Annotated in this window: 24 protein-coding genes; 13 read left to right on the forward strand and 11 right to left on the reverse strand. The window is 41.6% G+C overall.

What is annotated here, in order from left to right; all coding sequences use genetic code 11:
* Positions 1–120: 120 nt before the first annotated feature.
* From OSCIL6407_RS0127495 to OSCIL6407_RS0127510, 4 genes are all read left to right on the forward strand, one after another.
* Entirely contained in the window at positions 121–2,859 is a 2,739-nt protein-coding gene (locus tag OSCIL6407_RS0127495) for an adenylate/guanylate cyclase domain-containing protein (RefSeq protein ID WP_007354014.1), read from the forward strand.
* 79 nt (positions 2,860–2,938) lie between these two features.
* Positions 2,939–4,063, forward strand: a complete 1,125-nt coding sequence (locus OSCIL6407_RS0127500; RefSeq protein ID WP_007354015.1) for a cupin-like domain-containing protein — start codon at positions 2,939–2,941, stop codon at positions 4,061–4,063.
* A gap of 249 nt (positions 4,064–4,312) precedes the next feature.
* Positions 4,313–5,185 carry a 3'(2'),5'-bisphosphate nucleotidase CysQ family protein gene (locus tag OSCIL6407_RS0127505; protein WP_007354016.1) on the forward strand — a complete coding sequence of 291 codons (873 nt, stop codon included), beginning with the start codon at positions 4,313–4,315 and terminating at the stop codon, positions 5,183–5,185.
* A 314-nt stretch (positions 5,186–5,499) separates the two neighbouring features.
* Positions 5,500–5,796 carry a hypothetical protein gene (locus tag OSCIL6407_RS0127510; protein WP_007354017.1) on the forward strand — a complete coding sequence of 99 codons (297 nt, stop codon included), beginning with the start codon at positions 5,500–5,502 and terminating at the stop codon, positions 5,794–5,796.
* 3 nt (positions 5,797–5,799) lie between these two features.
* On the opposite strand, the gene OSCIL6407_RS0127515 is transcribed toward OSCIL6407_RS0127510, so the two are convergent.
* Positions 5,800–6,345 (reverse strand): GNAT family N-acetyltransferase, encoded by a 546-nt coding sequence (locus OSCIL6407_RS0127515; protein ID WP_007354018.1) that lies wholly within the window; start codon positions 6,343–6,345, stop codon positions 5,800–5,802.
* 284 nt (positions 6,346–6,629) lie between these two features.
* Here OSCIL6407_RS0127515 and trxA point away from each other — a divergent pair, with 284 nt between their 5' ends.
* Positions 6,630–6,953 carry a thioredoxin gene (trxA, locus tag OSCIL6407_RS0127520; protein ID WP_007354019.1) on the forward strand — a complete coding sequence of 108 codons (324 nt, stop codon included), beginning with the start codon at positions 6,630–6,632 and terminating at the stop codon, positions 6,951–6,953.
* Positions 6,954–7,197: 244 nt separating this feature from the next.
* Positions 7,198–8,265, forward strand: coding sequence for an LOG family protein (locus OSCIL6407_RS0127525; RefSeq protein WP_007354021.1), 1,068 nt, complete (start codon positions 7,198–7,200; stop codon positions 8,263–8,265).
* Here OSCIL6407_RS0127525 and OSCIL6407_RS0127530 read toward each other — a convergent pair.
* On the reverse strand, positions 8,247–9,671 hold the full coding sequence (locus OSCIL6407_RS0127530; RefSeq protein ID WP_007354022.1) for an NB-ARC domain-containing protein: 1,425 nt from the start codon (positions 9,669–9,671) through the stop codon (positions 8,247–8,249). The genes OSCIL6407_RS0127525 and OSCIL6407_RS0127530 overlap by 19 nt on opposite strands.
* A 203-nt stretch (positions 9,672–9,874) precedes the next feature.
* Between OSCIL6407_RS0127530 and OSCIL6407_RS0127535 the strand changes: the two genes are divergently transcribed.
* The gene (locus tag OSCIL6407_RS0127535; protein ID WP_019487924.1) at positions 9,875–10,294 is read left to right on the forward strand and encodes a hypothetical protein; all 420 of its coding nucleotides are present in this window, start codon (positions 9,875–9,877) and stop codon (positions 10,292–10,294) included.
* A gap of 187 nt (positions 10,295–10,481) precedes the next feature.
* Here OSCIL6407_RS0127535 and OSCIL6407_RS0127540 read toward each other — a convergent pair whose 3' ends face one another.
* Positions 10,482–10,946 (reverse strand): hypothetical protein, encoded by a 465-nt coding sequence (locus OSCIL6407_RS0127540; RefSeq protein WP_007354024.1) that lies wholly within the window; start codon positions 10,944–10,946, stop codon positions 10,482–10,484.
* Positions 10,947–11,233: 287 nt separating this feature from the next.
* On the opposite strand from OSCIL6407_RS0127540, the gene OSCIL6407_RS0127545 reads away from it, so the two are divergent.
* Positions 11,234–11,773, forward strand: a complete 540-nt coding sequence (locus OSCIL6407_RS0127545; protein WP_007354025.1) for a hypothetical protein — start codon at positions 11,234–11,236, stop codon at positions 11,771–11,773.
* 141 nt (positions 11,774–11,914) lie between these two features.
* On the opposite strand, the gene OSCIL6407_RS0127550 is transcribed toward OSCIL6407_RS0127545, so the two are convergent.
* The 6 genes from OSCIL6407_RS0127550 to OSCIL6407_RS31325 all read right to left on the reverse strand — a co-directional run bounded on the left by OSCIL6407_RS0127550 (position 11,915) and on the right by OSCIL6407_RS31325 (position 13,386).
* Complete coding sequence (locus OSCIL6407_RS0127550; protein ID WP_007354026.1) at positions 11,915–12,172, reverse strand: type II toxin-antitoxin system HicA family toxin; 258 nt, start codon at positions 12,170–12,172, stop codon at positions 11,915–11,917.
* On the reverse strand, positions 12,165–12,371 hold the full coding sequence (locus OSCIL6407_RS0127555) for a type II toxin-antitoxin system HicB family antitoxin (RefSeq protein WP_007354027.1): 207 nt from the start codon (positions 12,369–12,371) through the stop codon (positions 12,165–12,167). The genes OSCIL6407_RS0127550 and OSCIL6407_RS0127555 overlap by 8 nt, the downstream gene beginning before the upstream one ends.
* A 60-nt stretch (positions 12,372–12,431) precedes the next feature.
* A complete protein-coding gene (locus tag OSCIL6407_RS37975; protein WP_007354028.1) occupies positions 12,432–12,566 on the reverse strand; it encodes a hypothetical protein in 135 nt (44 codons plus the stop codon).
* Positions 12,567–12,659: 93 nt separating this feature from the next.
* Complete coding sequence (locus OSCIL6407_RS0127565) at positions 12,660–12,914, reverse strand: ParE family toxin-like protein (protein ID WP_234708709.1); 255 nt, start codon at positions 12,912–12,914, stop codon at positions 12,660–12,662.
* A 5-nt stretch (positions 12,915–12,919) separates the two neighbouring features.
* Positions 12,920–13,150 carry a hypothetical protein gene (locus OSCIL6407_RS0127570; RefSeq protein WP_007354030.1) on the reverse strand — a complete coding sequence of 77 codons (231 nt, stop codon included), beginning with the start codon at positions 13,148–13,150 and terminating at the stop codon, positions 12,920–12,922.
* Positions 13,123–13,386, reverse strand: a complete 264-nt coding sequence (locus tag OSCIL6407_RS31325; protein ID WP_083811284.1) for an element excision factor XisH family protein — start codon at positions 13,384–13,386, stop codon at positions 13,123–13,125. The genes OSCIL6407_RS0127570 and OSCIL6407_RS31325 overlap by 28 nt, the downstream gene beginning before the upstream one ends.
* Before the next feature lie 50 nt (positions 13,387–13,436).
* Between OSCIL6407_RS31325 and OSCIL6407_RS0127575 the strand changes: the two genes are divergently transcribed.
* The 3 genes from OSCIL6407_RS0127575 (at position 13,437) to OSCIL6407_RS0127585 (ending at position 14,680) form a co-directional block, all read left to right on the forward strand.
* Positions 13,437–13,658 (forward strand): ribbon-helix-helix domain-containing protein, encoded by a 222-nt coding sequence (locus OSCIL6407_RS0127575; RefSeq protein ID WP_007354032.1) that lies wholly within the window; start codon positions 13,437–13,439, stop codon positions 13,656–13,658.
* A complete protein-coding gene (locus OSCIL6407_RS0127580) occupies positions 13,616–13,978 on the forward strand; it encodes a type II toxin-antitoxin system PemK/MazF family toxin (protein WP_019487926.1) in 363 nt (120 codons plus the stop codon). The genes OSCIL6407_RS0127575 and OSCIL6407_RS0127580 overlap by 43 nt, the downstream gene beginning before the upstream one ends.
* Before the next feature lie 216 nt (positions 13,979–14,194).
* Positions 14,195–14,680: a hypothetical protein gene (locus tag OSCIL6407_RS0127585; protein ID WP_007354034.1), complete on the forward strand. Its 486-nt coding sequence runs from the start codon at positions 14,195–14,197 to the stop codon at positions 14,678–14,680.
* 168 nt (positions 14,681–14,848) lie between these two features.
* Here OSCIL6407_RS0127585 and msrA read toward each other — a convergent pair whose 3' ends face one another.
* Together msrA and OSCIL6407_RS0127595 are read right to left on the reverse strand one after the other, a co-directional pair.
* The gene (msrA, locus tag OSCIL6407_RS0127590; protein ID WP_007354035.1) at positions 14,849–15,502 is read right to left on the reverse strand and encodes a peptide-methionine (S)-S-oxide reductase MsrA; all 654 of its coding nucleotides are present in this window, start codon (positions 15,500–15,502) and stop codon (positions 14,849–14,851) included.
* A 93-nt stretch (positions 15,503–15,595) separates the two neighbouring features.
* On the reverse strand, positions 15,596–16,210 hold the full coding sequence (locus tag OSCIL6407_RS0127595; protein WP_007354036.1) for a TetR/AcrR family transcriptional regulator: 615 nt from the start codon (positions 16,208–16,210) through the stop codon (positions 15,596–15,598).
* Between the two features lie 106 nt (positions 16,211–16,316).
* On the opposite strand from OSCIL6407_RS0127595, the gene OSCIL6407_RS0127600 reads away from it, so the two are divergent.
* Positions 16,317–17,717 (forward strand): HlyD family efflux transporter periplasmic adaptor subunit, encoded by a 1,401-nt coding sequence (locus OSCIL6407_RS0127600; RefSeq protein ID WP_007354037.1) that lies wholly within the window; start codon positions 16,317–16,319, stop codon positions 17,715–17,717.
* Positions 17,714–18,898 (forward strand): ABC transporter permease DevC, encoded by a 1,185-nt coding sequence (devC, locus tag OSCIL6407_RS0127605; RefSeq protein ID WP_007354038.1) that lies wholly within the window; start codon positions 17,714–17,716, stop codon positions 18,896–18,898. Before OSCIL6407_RS0127600 ends, devC begins: the two co-directional genes overlap by 4 nt.
* The last annotated feature ends 282 nt before the right edge of the window (positions 18,899–19,180 follow it).

A 19,180-nucleotide genomic window follows, 5' to 3' on the forward strand; every position in this document is an offset into this window, starting at 1 on the left:
CACTCACTCATGGCCCAAACTATTGACTCTCTTCCCCTTCTTTCCCTAGCCCCTAGCCCCTAGCCCCTAGCCCCCAACCGCCTTGGCGGTTGCTATACAAGCCAGTTTAGGTAACAACAGATGCTATTAAAAGCTCTGACTCGTCGGATTGCTAAGGGTTCTCAAAAGATACCGTTGCGCCTCGTTTTGGTAGTGCCATTTGTGCTACAAATTTTCGGTACTGTTGGGTTAACTGGATACATCTCGTTACGGAATGGACAAATAGCTGTTAACGATGTTGCTCAGCAATTGCAGGTAGAAATAGGTGTTCGCATTGAACAAATGCTTACTCATTACCTACAATTACCGATCGTTATCAATCGAATCAATGTTAATGCTATGAAGTTGAATCAGTTAAATACAAAAGATACTTCTAGCATGACTCGTCATTTTTGGAACCAAAGATTGTTATTTGATTCAGTGAAAATATCTGCTATCTATTTTGGTAGTAATGAAGGAGAATTTTTTGGTCTAGGATGGCAAGATAATCAAAGTTGGCAAATTGGCAGGTCGGGAAAACAAACTAAAAGCAGATTCCACAGCTATGCTATTGATAATGAAGGTAATCCTACAACTTTATTAGAAGTTGGAAATGTTTACGATCCTAGACGGCGACCTTGGTATAAAAAAGCAGTAGCAGTTGGCAAATCAGTCTGGAGTGAAATTTACATTGATTTCAAAGAACCTCGGCTAAAAATTACTCTAGCACAACCCATTTATAATAATCTAGGCAAACTGGGAGGAGTAGTCGGTGTTGATTTTATTCTCTCTGATATTCAAGACTTTCTCAAAAGCATAAAAATTGGCAAAACTGGACATACTTTTATTATAGAGCGTTCGGGACTACTTGTCGCTTCTTCTACAGATCAACAACTATTTACTAGAGATAAAAATGGCAAAATCAAAGAGCGCATTCAGGCGAAAGATAGCTCGACACTTGTGATTAAAGCTACGGCGGAATACTTAAATAGTCAAAAGGAAAAATTGACTAAAATTAATAGCGTTCAACATTTCATTTTTGAGATAGATGGAACTAAACAATTTCTCCAAGTAACTCCCCTCAAAGATGCACGCGGAATTGACTGGTTAATTATAATTGTAGTTCCAGAATCCGATTTCATGGAGCAAATTCATGCTAACACCCGCACTACAATCTGGCTGTGTTTGGGGGCATTAATTGTAGCTACGGCTTTGGGAATTTTTACTGCTCATTGGATAACTGCCCCCATTTTGAGATTAAGTGAAGCAACTCAAGCTTTAGCTAAGGGAGAATTAGACAGAAAAGTTAAAGAAAAAGGTACGAGAGAACTCAAGGTTCTTGCTAGTAGTTTTAACCAAATGGCACATCAGTTGAAAAAAACTTTTGCTACTTTAGAAAAGACAAATGAAATATTAGAAGCCAAAGTAAAAAAGCGCACAGCAGCACTAACTGAGAGCGAACTTCAAAATCGAGCCATCCTCGCCGCCATACCAGATTTAATGATTAGACTCAGCAAAGAAGGTGTCTATTTAGAATTTATCCCCTCTAAAGATTCAGAAGCAATATTGCTGGTAAATAACGATCGGATTGGCAAGCATATTTCGGAAGTATTACCACCAGATATAGCCGAGCTTCAATTACAATATATAAACAGAACAATTGCCACTGGTGAAACCCAAATTTATGAGCATCAATTTTGGAGTGGCGGTCAACTTTGCGAACAAGAAGTCCGAATTGTTGTCAGCCGTACAAATGAAGTTTTACTAATTGTTCGCGATATTACTGAGCGCAAACGTTTGGAAAGAGAATTGTCACAAACCAGTAGATTTCTTAATAGTATTGTGGAAAATATTCCTTTAGCTTTGTTTGTCAAAGACGTGAAAGATGACTTCCGTTATGTACTTTGGAACCGGGCTGCTGAGAAAGTTTACTCAATCCCTCGCAACCAAGTAATCGGGCACACTATTTACAATTTTATGAACATAGAAATTGCGGCTTCCGTACAGTCAGAACACCAAACAATCATTGAAGGAGGTAAATTAATTGTAGATGAGGAGATATTTAATAGTAAATTCAAGGGTAATATTTGGCAGCGAATCATGAAACTGCCATTAATTAACGAGCAAGGAGAAGTAACGCACTTAATGTATATTGCCGAAGATATCACGGAGCGCAAACAGGCAGAGGAAGCGCTACGAATAGCACAAGAACAATCAGAGCGTTTATTATTAAATATTTTGCCTAAAACCATAGCGGATAAACTTAAACAAAACCAGAGTGCCATCGCTGAACAATTTGAGGAAGCGACAATTCTATTTGCTGATATTGTTGGTTTTACTCCGCTTTCTGCGAGGACACCCCCAATAGAATTAGTGAGTTTACTCAATCATATTTTTTCCACCTTTGACGAATTAGCTGAACTGCACGGTTTGGAGAAAATTAAAACTATTGGTGATGCCTATATGGTAGCAGGAGGTTTGCCAGTGCCGATGGAATTTCACGCCGAAGCCGTCGCTCAAATGGCTTTAGATATGCAAACTGCAATCGCTCGTTTTCAAGCTGAAAAGGGTCAGCCATTCCAAATTCGCATCGGCATTAATACTGGTGCTGTTGTCGCTGGTGTAATTGGCATCAAAAAATTTATTTACGATCTCTGGGGAAATACAGTAAATATTGCTAGCCGAATGGAATCTCAGGGAATTCCAGGGCGTATTCAAGTTACAAATGCTACTTATAAGCGTTTAAAGGATAAGTATTTATTTGAAGAGCGAGGTGCGATTGCGATTAAAGGGAAAGGGGAAATGATCACCTATTGGCTTACAGGCAAAAAAGTTGACTAATTTAGGTAAAATTATCCGGTTTTAATAGTTTCCTGCTTGAAATATTTTTTAGACCATCATTGAAAAATAGATAATATTTATGCCTGAATCCAAACCCGTGAATATTACTCTCCCTCCTTTACGGATTACTCTGACAGATGAGCAACAGGTTACTCTGGAATGGCTGACGCAAAATTTGGCAAATTTGGCAGCGGAAACTAAAAAAGAAATTCCCGATAATTTAAGGCGATGGATGGCAATTAAGAAGTTGCTGAAAGAGCCAGATGATGCCATTATTCAAATGCTGGTTAAAATGGGTATCGATCCCAATTTGGCAACAGAAGAAGTCAGAGTAATTGCTGCTCATCCTTACTTCCAACTCTGTACCAATTTTGTGCAGTTATTGCAGAAAATGGAATCCCAGTTACAAATTCAGACTCAACTAGCCGCGCTTTCTTCTAAGTTTGGCACAATTGAACGCAAAAGCAATCTTTCCAGAGCCGAGTTTTTAGAGAATTACTACGCTACAAATACTCCAGTTATTCTCACAAATGCTATGAGTAATTGGCCGGCGATGCGGCTGTGGACTCCGAATTATCTGGGACATAAGTATGGTCATGCAACAGTTGAAATTCAGGCTAACCGCCAGTCTGACCCGGAATATGAAATTAATTTAGAAAAACATAAGCAAACAGTTTTGTTTGGCAAATATGTCGATATGGTTGTCAGTAGCGGTGAAAGTAATGATTATTACATGGTTGCTAATAACCAAAATCTAGAGCGGGAAGAATTTAAAACTTTGTTTAATGATATCGAAATCTTCCCTGAATATTTGAACCCCGCAGATACAAGCGGGAGAGTATTTTTCTGGTTCGGCCCTGCGGGTACGATTACGCCGCTACACCATGACCCAGTTAATTTAATTTTGGCTCAGGTTTTAGGACGCAAGCGGGTGAGGATGATTTCACCGGAGCAAACGCCTTTGATGTACAATCATGTAGGGGTATTTAGCAAGGTAGATGGTGAAAATCCTGACTTGGAAAAATATCCGCTCTACAGAAATGTTAAAATTTTAGAGTTCATTTTGGAACCGGGAGAAGCGATTTTTATTCCTGTTGGTTGGTGGCATCATGTTAAGTCGTTAGATATCAGTATTTCAGTTTCGTTTACTAACTTTGTATTTCCCAATTATTATGAGTGGAAATATCCTCAAGTTCAGTGGTAATTGTTAGTGGTAAAGGGGCTAGGGGCTAGGGGCTAGGGGCTAGGGGCTAGGGAAAGAGGAAGAGAGGGGGAAGATAGGGAGGATGGGGGAGATGGGTAATTAGCCATTAGCCATTAGCCATTAGCCATTACCAATTACCAATTACCAATTACCAATTACCAATTACCAATTACCAATTACCAATTACCAATTACCAAAATATGATATTATTAATTTTGCGTTTACCTACTTAAGACAGGACTTTTTGTAATGAAAACATTAGAAGAACTTAGCACGATCGCACGTTCGGTCGGCTGGGGTGCAGCAGATATATTACAATCATATTATCGGGGCGGTTCGAGGGCTGAAAACCTTAATATTCAAGAAAAAAGTGATGGGCCAGTTACCGCCGCAGATATTGCTGTTAATGCCTATATCTTGGAGCAATTGCAAACCGTTTTAGATGATCGAGAATTTGGTTATCTCAGCGAAGAAACTTACAAATTCCATTTAGCAGAACACGGTCAAGCTCCTTTACCCCAGCGTTGGGTTTGGATTATTGACCCTCTTGATGGTACTCGCGATTTTATTGACCGCACGGGCGAATATGCAGTACATATTGCTTTAGTTTACGACGGTAGACCAGTCTTAGCAGTTGTAGCTTGGCCGGAAGCTCAAAAACTTTATTCAGCTATTAAGGGCGGCGGTGCTTTTGTCGAAAATCGAGACGGTTTGCCCGTACAATTGTACGTATCTGGACGGAGTGCGATCGCAGATTTATCTCTGGTAGTCAGCCGCACTCACCGCGATGAACGCTTTGATAAATTATTACAACAATTGCCAATTCAAAATCAGCTTGCAGTCGGTAGTATTGGCTGCAAAATTGCGACTATTATCGAGCAGCGAGCTGATGTTTACGTTGCCCTTTCTGGTAAATCTGCTCCCAAAGATTGGGACTTAGCCGCCCCAGAATTAATTCTCACAGAAGCAGGCGGTCAATTGACCCATTTTGATGGCACTGCTTTGCATTATAATCAGGGGGATATCAATCAATGGGGAGGGCTGTTAGCTACTAACAGTCTCTGTCACGGGGAGCTTTGCCATCAAGCGCAAAAACTTTTAGCAGAGATAGATAGTGACTAACTATAGCTAGCTAGGGGCTAGAGCGAGGCTAGGATGCTGAGGAAAGAAAGAATTGGAATCAAGGGCTTTGCTGTGGATTTCGACAAGTTCACCTTCTGCTGGGCCGAAGGTTTTAGGAATTTACCATGTCCTAGCCCTCTTTGCAGTTGCTATACCATAGTGCGATTAAGCTTACTGTGATTTCGGTCACAGGAAATACTTAAAGTTGTCACGGGGCTAGACCTAGTAAAATCACTGAGAAGACTTCGGGTAGAACCGATAATCAGAATAGTTAGAAAGTTATTGTTGACTTGGAGTTGCTAGCAAATCTAGATATGAAAAACTTAACTGAAACCTTTGTAAATAATTCTTTGAACAGCGCAACCCCTACAGATGCAGCTATCCCAGATCCAGGGGAATGGGTGGAAGAGCATCATTTCCTAGCCAGTTTTGTTCATACCCTCACGCATTTGAAGCACGCATTTCCTGATAGTATCTTCCACGAAGATGAAGAGGACTCTGCCGAGGGGCAATTATTGATTGACGGCAATACTAGAGATTTACTGAAAGCTAACTATACTGACGATCGCTGGCAGTATTTGGAAAATTACTTATTGGCGTGGGAAGCTTAGAATTTATCTCAGGCGTTTTGCCATGAAGATATCTGGTTTTCCAAGTCCGTTGGCATCAGGCATTACTCCGACGATCGCGAAACCCACTTTTTGATAAAACTCGTAAGGATGGCACCGCAAATTTCTAATTTTAGCGATGTGCTCCCCAATATTCGGATAAAGATTGACATTGGAAAGGGTGGTCTGATTTTCTTCATCATCCGTACCTACCCAGAGAGTAATTGCGCCGCGTTTTCTCACCTCCGCCTCTAAGTCATTAACTAGCGATCGCCCAATTCCTTGTCTGCGAAACCCCGCTTTCACTACTAGCGGGTGCAGTTCCCAAACATTCCCATCATATTGCTCGATCGCGCCAATCCAGCCTAAAACCGTACCGCGATCGTCAACCGCCACGCGACTGATGCGATCTACTCCTAAAGATGCTTGCACTTCTTGCAAAGCAACATCTAGATGCGGCCAAGCATTCGGCCAGAGTTCTGTTAACCATTGTGCCAACTGTTGAATAATCTCTTTGTCCGCAGCAGTCAAATTGTTAATTTTTATATCCATTAATCCCAAATTAGATGCGATCGCCCCTTCCCTGCGGCTCCTTGACCCTTAAACTTATACAACTGAGTAAGCGATCGCCCTAACCTCCTTAAGCAGAAAGGCATCTCCTACTCTTGTCCCCTCAAAGCTCATACACCCGATTGGTCTAGCTTACCCCAAGGTTTAAGATTGTAAGGAACCAAGCAACCTCTCACAACTCAAAACTTTAAAAGCTTTCGTACCAAAGGTAACACTTTTTGCTAAACTGATAAGCTGAGAAATAATATGCACAAGGATGGCTAGGGATGTCAGCAGCCGCACAAGTTACCGACTCTACCTTTAAGCAGGAAGTGCTTGAGAGCGAAGTTCCAGTTTTAGTGGACTTCTGGGCTCCCTGGTGTGGCCCCTGCCGTATGGTCGCACCTGTCGTAGATGAAATTGCCCAGCAGTATGACGGGCAGGTGAAGGTAGTTAAAGTTAATACAGACGAGAACCCCAACGTCGCCAGCCAATACGGTATCCGCAGCATTCCGACGCTGATGATATTCAAAGCCGGTCAACGGGTTGATATGGTGGTGGGTGCAGTCCCTAAGACTACACTCTCCAACACTTTAGAAAAGTACCTTTAACTCTAAGTGCGGTCTAGTCCCCGACTGTCGCCGACGGCATATTGGGGACAAATCGCACCGTAGAGTCGGAATTGGCGGCAGTCCTAGTCTGTACTGAGATGAAACTGATTTTGCATAAATTCCACTTCAAGCGCGGCAAATCAGTCGAGCTTAAACTTTTTATGTTTGCTTAGCGCCTCAAAATTTTGGCTTAAAGGCGCATTTTCAATAAATAGTTACAGCTCTGCTCGTTGGGAAAATTTTAATGAGTTCCTCATCCTCTGGCCAAGCAATTGAGTCCCTCCAGGCCGAGGTGACTGATTTGATTAATCAGCTACCAAATTTAAAGCACGAAGTGTGGATTGCGGGATCGCTCTCAACGATCGCACGGATGGCGGGGGAAGAACTCGATCGCCTCGACTGGAAAATCATCGCTGCTTCTCTGCTAGATATGGAGAGAGCGTTTAAGCTTTTTTACCCCTACCGCCACATTCGCAAAATAGCGATCTTCGGCTCTGCGAGAGTGTCGGCAGATAGTCCAGAATACGCGATGGCGAGGGATTTTGCCAGTGCGATCGCCAAACAGGGGTTTATGGTGGTGACAGGGGGCGGCGGTGGCATTATGCAGGCGGGGAATGAAGGTGCGGGTGCAGAACATTCTTTTGGGTTGAATATTCAATTACCTTTCGAGCAAGGTTCTAACCCCTTTATCGCAGGCGATCGCAAATTACTTACATTTAAATATTTCTTCACTCGCAAGTTATTTTTCCTACGGGAAAGTGATGCTTTGGCTTTATTCCCCGGTGGTTTTGGCACTCTGGACGAAACTTTTGAGTGTTTGACTTTGATTCAGACGGGCAAATTTGGCCCTGCACCAGTGGTATTGATCGATCGCCCCGGCGGGGACTATTGGCATGATTGGAATGCTTTTATTTGCAAGCAAATGATGGGTCGCGGTTTAATTAGTAAGCACGATCCCAGTGTTTACACGATTACGGATAGTTTGGATGTGGCTTGTGATGCGATCGCCAGTTTCTACCGAGTTTATCACTCCAGCCGCTACGTGGAAGATCGGCTTGTCATCCGTCTCAAGTCTGAGTTATCCGATGAGGATGTCGAACAGTTAAATGCTGATTTCAGTGACATTTTAGTTAAGGGGAAAATTGAAAAAAGCAAAGCTTTACTTCCAGAACTAGGTGATGAAACTGCCGATTTGCCGCGCTTGGTTTTGTATTTTAATCAGCGAGATTTGGGAAGACTTTATCAGTTGATTGCTTTTATTAATCAATTGGGTGCAGACTCTCCGGCGGCGGCTCATCCAGAAGAAAAGTAGGACAGGATATATTGTTTGAGCGCAGGTTGCATTGTAAAAACTGTTTCCGATTCACAGCTTATTTTGTCAATCGTTCCCCGTCTCTCTAAGGATTGTATTGCCTTCAATAAGTCAGCTTGGTTTCCTTGATATTTTGCGATTAATTGGGTACGCGAGATAGGTTCAGTTTCATTCGCAAGGAGAGCGATCGCCTGTTTTTCGATTTCAGATAATCTTTGATAATGCTGTTGCAAAATCAGTGTCAATTCGTCACTTAAAAATACTGGTTGACAACTTAAATATTGAGCTACTTTTCCGTCAAATAAGTTATTAATGGTTTGAGCGACTAATTTTAACCAGAGAGGATTACCTTGATAAAGGTTAATCAATTCTGGCCATTTTTCTTCATCTAATAAGCCTTTTTCTCTCAGGATTTCTGTTGCGGCTTCACCTAAACCAGTTAATTGTAATAAACATACTGCTGAACGATCGTCAGTGAATGTGAGAATATCTAAAGGGGGTTCCCAACTATTGAGGATTAAGCAACTATGATGGGGGAAGTCGCCAATCATTTTAAATAAGGTTCCGTAGTTTTCATATCCAGGTTTATAATAGCCTGCAAGTTGTCCGCTATTAAGGATGTATTGCACGTCATCTAAGATGATGAGACAGCGATGAGTGTGTAAAGATTCTATTAGTATTTCTAGTTGGGTATCAATATTTTCAGGTAAAACCCCAACTTCGCCTTGGTAAGAGGCGAAGGGAGGGTTTTGATTTGAGAGAAATTGAATCAGGTTTTTGAGGGTGGTTTCGAGGGGTGGGGAAGTGCGGAGACTGCGCCAGATGATGCGATCGAAGTGGGTTTGAATTTGGGGGATGAGGTGACGCGCGATCGCGCTTTTTCCCGTGCCACTCATGCCTGTGATGGTGAGGAGGCGACAGTTTTGGTGTGCGATCGCATTTTCCAGGGTGGTGAGTTGGGAGGTGCAGTTGTAGAAGGTTTTGATATCTGGTGCGTCTCTTAAGTCGAGTTTTTGTTGGGTATTATTTTCATTTGAGGTTTGTGTTGGGGGTGAGTTTTGGGAATTTTTGGGAGGGTAGGATGTTTCTGTGCAGACATTCATGCTACCAATTGATACATCTTTCCAAAAAGAAGAAATATTATTAGAAAAATCCATCCTATCTAATGTAGCTTTAAAATTCGATTTATTAACATCTTCATCTAACGTTGCTGAGAATAGCTGCCATATTTCTGATGCGACTTTTTTAACATGGTTCTCAGTACAGTTACAAGTTTCCGCTATCTCCCCGTATTTTTGACTAGACCAAACGCCAGTTAGTATTGTTTCCTGCAAACTGCTTAAGTGTTTGCCCGTTTTGGTAAACACTAACTCGTCTGCCCACTTCAAAACTTCTTGAACGTCCATAGGTTGGGGGAATGTGGAAATTTTGATGATTATCCCACTTTTTCCCACTTTTTGCAACCTTAAGTTACTAAATTCTGCTTTTTCCCACTTTGTACAAGGATTAATTTTATATTTTCTTTATGTAAATCCTACTTTTTACTACTGACAAAACCCTATAAAGGCTCAAAAATAAGTTATACCTACTTTCTTATTACTCAAAAATAATGAGCAAAAATTTGACTATTTTCAGTTGGATTATTTTGCATTACCTCGCTGGCACAGTAGTATTATCTAACTTAACTACTGGCTGTACTGCAATAACACAGACTCAAGCACTTTCCACAAGTAAAGCGCAAAAAATGGTTAACAAATGGAAAAATTCGGGATCTATCCAAGTAATGGGAGTTAGGGAAGATTCAAACAGTAGTGCTGTGGCAACATTGCAAGTCTCAAATTTAAACCTGCGAGTTAATGATCATCTTTCTAACAAAGAACAGTCAGTCAACTACTCTGGGCCAGGAAAAGCAAAATTCTCTCGCTATACAGATGGGACTTGGGTACTAACAGACCTAGAGTTTAATAAAGGAGATGGCGATCTGCAAAATGCTTTTGTTATTAACAACTTAAATATAAAAGATGATTGAATGAAATGATAATTAAGGTAGTTCTTTGGTCAATGATTAATTATTCTCAGGAATCACCTTGATATCTTTCAATCTATCGAAAATAACAAATATTTTCAATACTTATAGTTATGGAGAAAAGGTTTTATTTATATTTTTAGGAAGCAGGGGGAGTTCGCTCTCATTTCAGCTAGCCAGAAACCCTTTATTAATTATAGTCCCAGTATTGAATAGCGTAAATACTCGCGTCTCTACCCGATCCTCTATAACCGATTTGTTGATAACTTACCGTATAATTAGTAACACCCCGCAGATCAATAGAAAAAGCAGTGACAGATCCTCGCAAAATATTCACTGTTTTAGATAAGTTACCCTCGATATAGATTTGTACTTTCACACTCTCAATCTCAGAAGTATCAGGAATAGCTAAACTAACATTGACAATACTTACGTTTTCTAACAGTTTACAAGTTACTTCGAATGGATTACTCAAATCAAGTCTGACATCAGGATTATAAACTTTTCTGCCAACAACAATAGAACCATTAAACCTCCCCCAATCATAACCACTGATTTTCACACAGTCTTGTCGAACTTGTCTTGCCTCTACTGGGGCAAAGGAGAGAAAAGAAGAACTAAAAATAATCCCTGCTGCTAAGATTTTTTTCCACATAGTGAAGACTATCTAAATAAGCAAAATAGTTGTCAATTTTAACTTGTACAGAACTTACACCCTACAGCGAAGTGTCCAAGGTTTAAGGATAGTCTTTAACCTTGCTCTGCTTTAGCTTTTTGTCTGGGACGTAACTGCTAATATAGATGCTAATGTAACCTCCCAGAAAGAGCAAGGCGGGAAAAGTCGGATAATGGCGGGACTTTTATTAACATACTTTACAAAAGTCGGATAATGGCGGATAATGGCGGATGTCTCCCACACCATCAAAATCCTAAACCCCAAATATGGACGTGCAAGAGGTGCTTAAATATATCGACGAACTAATCATGGCAAAAACTGGAAAGCAGCTTGATACCCTGCAATTGGCGCTCCTTAAAGGTGTACTTAATGGACAAAAATATAAGGACATAGCTGAAGAATATAATTGCACTCCTGGTCATGCTAAAGATGAAGCCTACGAACTCTGGCGGATTCTCTCTAAAACTTTGGGTGAAGATGTAAATAGAGCTAATGTGCGTGCTATAATTGAAAGGATTGTCATAAAAAATTCTCAAAATTTACAATTTCCTAATTCTTTTAATATCAATTTTTGTTCTAATTCTACGCCTATTTCTAAGACTTACACACCAGAGGAGCTGGAATTGGTTGGCGGTGATAATACAAAAAATTCTCCGACCAAAAATCAGGAAGATATCATAAAAAATACCAGACGAAAAGCTAAATTAGAAACTGTCCCCCACTTGGCACAAATGGGATTAACCGCATCACAAATCGCACAAGCGTTAGATTTACCATTAGCAGAAGTGCAGGAGTTGATGTCTTAAGTTGTGGCAATTCATCATCTTAATAACACTTCATCGACCAGCCTTTTACCATCAGCAACAACTAAATTAATATCCTAAATCTTGACTACGAAAAAGCGATCGCCGTTCCTTTAGTGAAAAGCGATCGCCCTTTCAATATCTCTAAAGATTCCTCAAAAAATCTTCAACAGAAATCCCTGCCTGATTTAGAATACTTTTGAGGGTTCCAAGTGCCAAAGTTTTGCGCTGCATTGGTATTACACAACCAACCTCGATCGCGCCTTGAGGATTATCTTCATCATCTATCGGTAATCGTTTCTTCAAAATAGCATGACTGCCTCGCTGCCTTACTTTAATAAAGCCTAAGCCTTCCAAAGCGCGGATGGCTTCTGCACTACTAACTCGTGGTAATTTAGGCACTCAATACCTCAAATGTAGTTAGCAGACGGGGGGAAGTTTTAGGTAGAGGGAATTCTTCTAAATAAAGTTCGGTTGCTTCTTTGAGATTGGCGATCGCCTCTTCTATCGTATCTCCTTGGCTAGCCGTTCCCACTTCAGGACACTCGGCTACATAAACATCCTCTTCCCAATAAACAATTGCCGTGAAAGTATAAGACATTTTTTTGCCAAATTCTTTTTACTCAATATAGCATATCCAGTATCGATCGCACTTCTATCTCTACCCCAGCGTCAATACTCCCGTCCCAAAATTAACAGCCAAAGGTAGTAGTTTCAACCACTGCAAATCTGGGGATATCGTAAATTCAGGAAATAACCTACCTCGACGGCCAGGGCGACTTGTTGTTTGAGTCATAGCTATAATTTCCTATTCAACTAATTAATTTGCTTCTGATTGTTCTCTGATCTAGGATAGCACTGTAAGAGCCAGAGTGGAAGTATCGCTTATTTAGCCAAAAAATCTTTCATAATCATCGTGACTGCCAATCCAAAACCACGTTACAGTTCCAGCTTCTAAAACCCCAAGCGCCCTATAACTCCGTGTAATTCTAACTGACCATATATCTTCCTCCGTGTTGATACACTTGAAGTGTAAAGACGGGTGAAATGGATTTTGTAGCCATAACCCATAGACTTTCTTAGCTTGTTGTTTAATAGTAGTATCAAGCAAATAGTATTTTTCCCAAAAGGTCGGCAAAGTCATTGATTTCATAATTGCTCGATATCTAATGGCTGTGCTTTTCCTTCAGAAATTTCCTGTTTAGCCCTTTGTGCAGCCATAATCAGCGATTGTTGTGTATTCTGAAAAGATAAATCCCACTGCTCTTCATCCTTTAAGTCTTCAATATATTCTTGCAGGTGTTCAACGACTCGATTTTGCAAATTTTCTGGCAAAGATTCCATAATTTTTGTCAAGGTAGCGATCGCACTTGATGACATAAGTTTTCCTCCTTTTTTTCAAGTATCCTCCTCTCTAGGATACCACTGTCAGAGCCAAAGCGATCGGCAAAAATGATTAAATATACTTGATAGTCGGCTCTAATGATTTGACCAAGTGGTTCAGACAATAATTCGCAAAAGACTGATTGTGTAATAGCTAGATAGAGCTTTCTCTCAGGCTCAGTTCTAGCGAGTACAGAACGGTAAACTAAGTATCGCTCTTTCGCTACTTGCATTCTCAACCCTTAAAATGCTATACTACCAAAGATATAATTAAAAGTAGCTTATGGCTCAAATCTCTATCTCCCTACCCGATGACCTACTCGCATACCTCGACCAAAAAGTTGAGAATCGCAGCGTCCTAATAGAATCTATCTTAAAACAATGGCAGCAGCAGCAAGAAGAGCAAGCCTTAGCAGATGCTTGCAGATTAGTTGACGAACTTAATTTAGGTTGGGATAGTGAATGGCAAACGCAAGCAATTACCGACTGGGAAGCATCTGGATAGTTAAATTTGAACCGTCAGTAGGAACAGAAATCCGCAAAACGCGACCAGGTTTAATCATTTCTGGCACAATTTTTAACGAACAGCGAACCAAAATAACTGTTTTGCCTTTTACCTCTGCTCGCTCTAATGACCCTCGAATTTCGCCAGCACTCGTATTTGTGCCATCCTCCCCACAAAATGGTTTAAATACAGATAGTTTGCTAGTCTGTGTTGACCCTATGACTTTTGATAAATCAAGAATGGTGCAACAAGTTGGTGAACTGGAAACAGAATTACTAAATCAAGCTCAAGATATTTTACGCCGATATCTTTTATTGTAGACTGGTAAACAACGATATCGACCAATATTGTAGTGAATTTTGATCGAGATCGAGAATTTTATCTTAGCATGACAGCAGCAAGAATAGGGAGCCTTAGCAGATGCTTGCAGATTAGTGGACAAACTTAATTATTGATTTTATTCCCTCTTCCCCTAGCCTCTAGTCCCTAGCTATAAAACTTGGTTTTACAGAAATTCTCATCTTGGAGGTTTTACCATGTTTCCTTATGAAAAATTTACCATTAATACTTCCCTACATCCTGAGATAGTCCGTCAAAAATTACTAGCAGTTGTAGAACCTAGAAAAGCAATTCGATGGAACATCAATAATTATGGAAAACCTTATGAGGGTGAAGTTGGCGACCATTCTTTTGAAATTAATCGCATCATCAATTATCGGAACTCTTTTTTACCTATAATTAAAGGAAGAATTTACCCTGAAGGCATGGGTAGCAAAATTGATATTAAGATGGCAATGCACCCTTTTGTCATAGTGTTTATGTCAATTTGGTTAGGGATAGTGGGAAATATATGGATATTGGCTGCGATCGCCACGATCGCCGAAGGAAAGTTTGACTCATCTATACTTGTCCTATCGGGGATGTTGCTGTTTGGTTTGTTATTGCCGTTACTTGGCTTTAAACCGGAAGCAAATGACTCTAAGAAATTTCTGATTGATTTACTATACATCTCCAGAAATTAGATATGAAGTAACCCGCAAATCATTTTTCCTACAAGGTAATGGGGTGGAATAAATCGATGAATTAACATTAAGAATTACGCAAAAGTATCCGTAACGCCGACATCCTGGGGGTTAAAGAAACTTCAGGATGCCGGCGTTACGTAAAGTCTGCATAAGTCCTATTAGAATTTAAGAAAGAACTCCCACAGGGCATTCTACTTTTGTGCCACCTAAACCGCAATAACCGCCGGGATTTTTGGCTAAGTATTGCTGATGGTAGCCTTCTGCATAGTAGAACTCAGGAGCGTCTAAAATCTCAGTTGTAATCTCGCCGTAACCCGCTCCTGAAATGGCTTTTTGATAAGCATCCCGTGTAGCTTCAGCCTGTTTTCTTTGACTGTCTGAATAGACATAAATTCCTGAACGATACTGTGTTCCAGTGTCATTTCCTTGACGCATTCCTTGGGTGGGATTGTGACTTTCCCAAAACACTTTCAAGAGTGTTTCGTAACTAATAACTTTCGGGTCAAACACCACTAGGACTACTTCGTTGTGGCCAGTTTTTCCCGAACAAACTTCTTGATATGTGGGGTTAGGTGTTATCCCTGCGGCGTAGCCAACTGCGGTTGTAAAAACTCCTTCTAGTTGCCAGAATTTGCGTTCGGCTCCCCAAAAACAACCCAGACCAAATATTGCCATTTCCATACCTTCTGGAAAAGGAGGTTTGAGGGGATTGCCGTTGACGAAGTGACTAGAGGGTACAGGCATGGATTCTGCTCGTCCTGGCAATGCTTCTTCTTTTGTAGGCAGGGTTAGCTTTTTGCCCAATCCGAATATGGCCATAAGTTCTAATTTTGTTTGAGTGACAGCTTTACGTTCCTTAATAATAGCACTTATGATTTGAAGTTGCTAGAAACGATCTAAGCTGTTAGGCATCTAAACTGAATTTTTAGATGCTAAAATCAAGTGCATTAAACCATTGATTAAGCGATCGCGCTCCATGGGGATAATCTCTGCACCGTGCAGGATCTCTTGGGTCATCAGATAATATACTACTGACCCAATAAAAATTCGCGCCGTTGCTTCTGGATCGGGTAGATTCAGCTCTGGGTGAGAACTTAAGTAATAAGTTAGTCGCTGTATGCCAATTTTGGCGAAGTTGCTAATAAACATTTGTGCTAATTCGGGAAAACGCCCCGATTCGCCCACGACTAATCTAATAAATATCAGAAACTCGGCATCGCATTTCTTGTGTTCGATCAAAGTCAGGGCTAATTGCCGCAGAGCTTGCTCTGGGTTCTCTGACTCTAGTTGAATATACAGAATTTTTTCTTCCGCCAACCGCTGCATCAAGGCACTAAATAACCCTTCTTTATCCTTAAAGTGGCTGTAAACCGTCGCTTTGGACACTCCCGCCGCCGTCGCTACCCGATCCATGCTCGTTGAGGCGTACCCGTGAGTCAGGAACTCCTGCATCGCTCCCAACAGGATTTTTTCGGCTTTGTCAACGGTGGTGGCGGGGTCTAGTTCGTTCAGTTTTGCTCGTTTCATAGTGGTTATCTAAAAGTTTGGTTTGGGGGTTGACATCATTATACTAGACAGTTTAGTATAAGTTTAACACAAAACTAAACCGTATAGTTCTTCACTGAGGTGTGTTATGGTACACCGCGCCACCGCCGAAAGTTTCTTCTCAAATCCGTCTCTCACCCGCCAACTCCTAACCCTAGCCGCAGTCACAACTGTAGTTGCTGCTGGTGGAACTGCTTACGTGCTGCGATCGCACTCCCCCCAGGAAGTCGCGATCGCCACCGTCCCCCAAATCACCACCGTCACCGCCTTGGGAAGACTCGAACCCCAAGGGGAAGCGATCGCGCTTTCCGCCTCTAGTTCCGCTGAAGGCAATCGCATCGACAAACTGCTAGTAAAAGAAGGAGATTGGGTAAAAACAGGACAAACGATCGCCATCCTTGATAGTCGCGATCGCCTGTTGGCCGCCTTAGAGCAAGCACAACAACAAGTCCGAGTCAGCCAAGCCAAACTCGCCACAGTCAAAGCGGGGGCAAAAAGCGGAGAAATCCAAGCTCAAGAAGCCGCGATCGCCCGTTTACAAGCCGAACGCCGCACGGATATTGAAGCCGCCGAAGCCGTACTCAACCGCTTAGAAGCCGAACGACGCACGGATATTGAAGGACAAAAAGCTGCGATCGCTCGTATTCAAGCTGAAAAAGAAGGTGAAATCGCAGGTCAAGAAGCCGCGATCGCCCGACTCAAAGCCGAACTCGAAAACGCCAAAACCGAAGCCCAGCGCTACGAACAACTCAACCAAGAAGGAGCCATTTCTACTCAACAACGAGACAGCAAACAGCTAACTCTGGAAACCGCGCAACAGAAACTCAACGAAGCCCGAACCAACCTCACCCGCATACATTCCTCCCGCCAACAACAACTCAACGAAGCCGAGGCCAAACTCAGCCAAATTTACCAATCACGGGCCTCCCAAATCGACGAAGCCAAAGCCAAACTCAACCAATCCCAAACAGCACAACGCGCCCAGATTATAGAAGCTGAAGCTAACCTAGATCGCATCTCCGAAATCCGGCCCACCGACATCCAAACCGCAGAAGCCGAAGTCAGCGCTGCGATCGCCACCGCCAAGCAAGCCCAAGCCAACCTCGATCTCGCCTACATCCGCGCCCCCAAAGACGCGCAAGTGCTCAAAATTTACACCTATCCAGGGGAAAAAGTCGGTAATGATGGCATCGTCCAACTCGGACAAACTCACAATATGTACGCCGTAGCTGAAGTCTACGAAAGCGATATTGAAGGAGTAAAAATTGGGCAAAAAGCCAAAATTACTAGCACTTCTTTAAGCGGCGAATTACAGGGAAACGTAGAACAAATTGGGCTACAAGTTCTCAAACAAAATGTAATTAATGCCGATCCTTCCGCCAACATTGACGGTCGCATTATTGAAGTGAAAATCCGGTTAAATGAAACCTCCAGCCAGAAAGTTGCAGGATTAACAAATTTGCAAGTTAAGGTGGTAATTGAAAAATGATTGGATTAATTAAACACCTCCAAGAACTTCAACGCCGCACTCCTTTAGGATGGCTACAACTCAGTCACGACAAAGGGAGAATGTTAGTAGCCACTGCCGGAATAGCCTTTGCCGACATCCTGATGTTTATGCAGTTTGGCTTTCAAAATGCCCTTTATAGCAGTAATACCCGCCTGCACCAAGTCCTCGATGCTGACATAGTTTTAATCAGTCCCCAAGCTCAAAACCTGATCAATTTATCAGATTTTCCGAGGCGGCGTTTATATCAAGCCATGAACGTGCCCGGAGTGGAATCAGCAGATGTTTTTTATGCCAAAGTAGCCCGCTGGAAAAACCCTCAAACCCGCGAAAAAAGTTCTATATTAGTAATTGGTTTTAACCCTGAGCGTCCAGCCTTTGACTTGCCAGAATTAAAACAGAATACGGCAGATATTAAACTCCCGGATACAGTTTTATTCGATCGAGGTTCTAGGGGGGAATACAAACAGGCGATCGCTCAAATTGAACAGGGAAAAACCGTCACAACAGAAATCGACCGACGCACAATTACGATTAGTGGCTTATTCAATGTTGGCGCATCTTTTGCGGCTGACGGTAGCATAATGACCAGCGATCAAAACTTTCTGCGGTTATTTCCTAAGCAAGAAGCTAGTAGCATTAATGCAGGTTTAATTTATTTGAAAGCTGGTGCCGATCCCGTGCAGGTACAAACAGCCTTAAAAGCTTACCTACCAAATGATGTTAAAGTATTGACAAAAACAGAGTTTATTGAATTTGAAAAAGAATATTGGTTTACCAATACAGCCATTGGTTTTGTCTTTAATATAGGCGTAGCAATGGGTTTCATGGTAGGTGTGATTATTGTCTATCAAGTGCTTTCTACGGATGTCAGCGATCACTTGGCTGAATATGCGACTTTTAAAGCAATGGGATACCGTAGTATGTATTTACTGAGTATCGTCTTTGAAGAGGCATTAATTCTTTCTATTCTGGGATTTTTGCCGGGAGTTGGAATTTCTGTAGGGCTTTATTCCTTAACCAGAAAAGCCACAAATTTACCCATGTATATGACATTAATCAGAGCTTTCATGGTATTAAGTTTAACGCTGATTATGTGCCTAATTTCCGGTACGATCGCTACTCGGAAATTGCAAGCAGCAGATCCTGCTGATATATTTTAGCTAATTGCTAATTGCTAATATCAAGTTCGTTTGATTGTAACTTGCATAATATCAAGTTTTGTAGGGGCGGGTTCGCCTAAATATTTGATACCTACCGACAAACTGGATAAACCCGCCCCGGCCATGCTTATCGGTTGCTACCGGACTTGATATACTTGCTAAAATTATCTCTGATATTAAGTCGGGTAACAGGAAACTTGGGTGCGGGGCGAGTTTATAAAATTTGTCGCTATTGCAATATCTGGGCGAACCCGCCCCTACAAAATTTGACAGAATACAAGC

Origin of the sequence: Kamptonema formosum PCC 6407 (genome assembly GCF_000332155.1) — a bacterium.
Classification (GTDB): Bacteria; Cyanobacteriota; Cyanobacteriia; order Cyanobacteriales; family Microcoleaceae; genus Kamptonema; species Kamptonema formosum.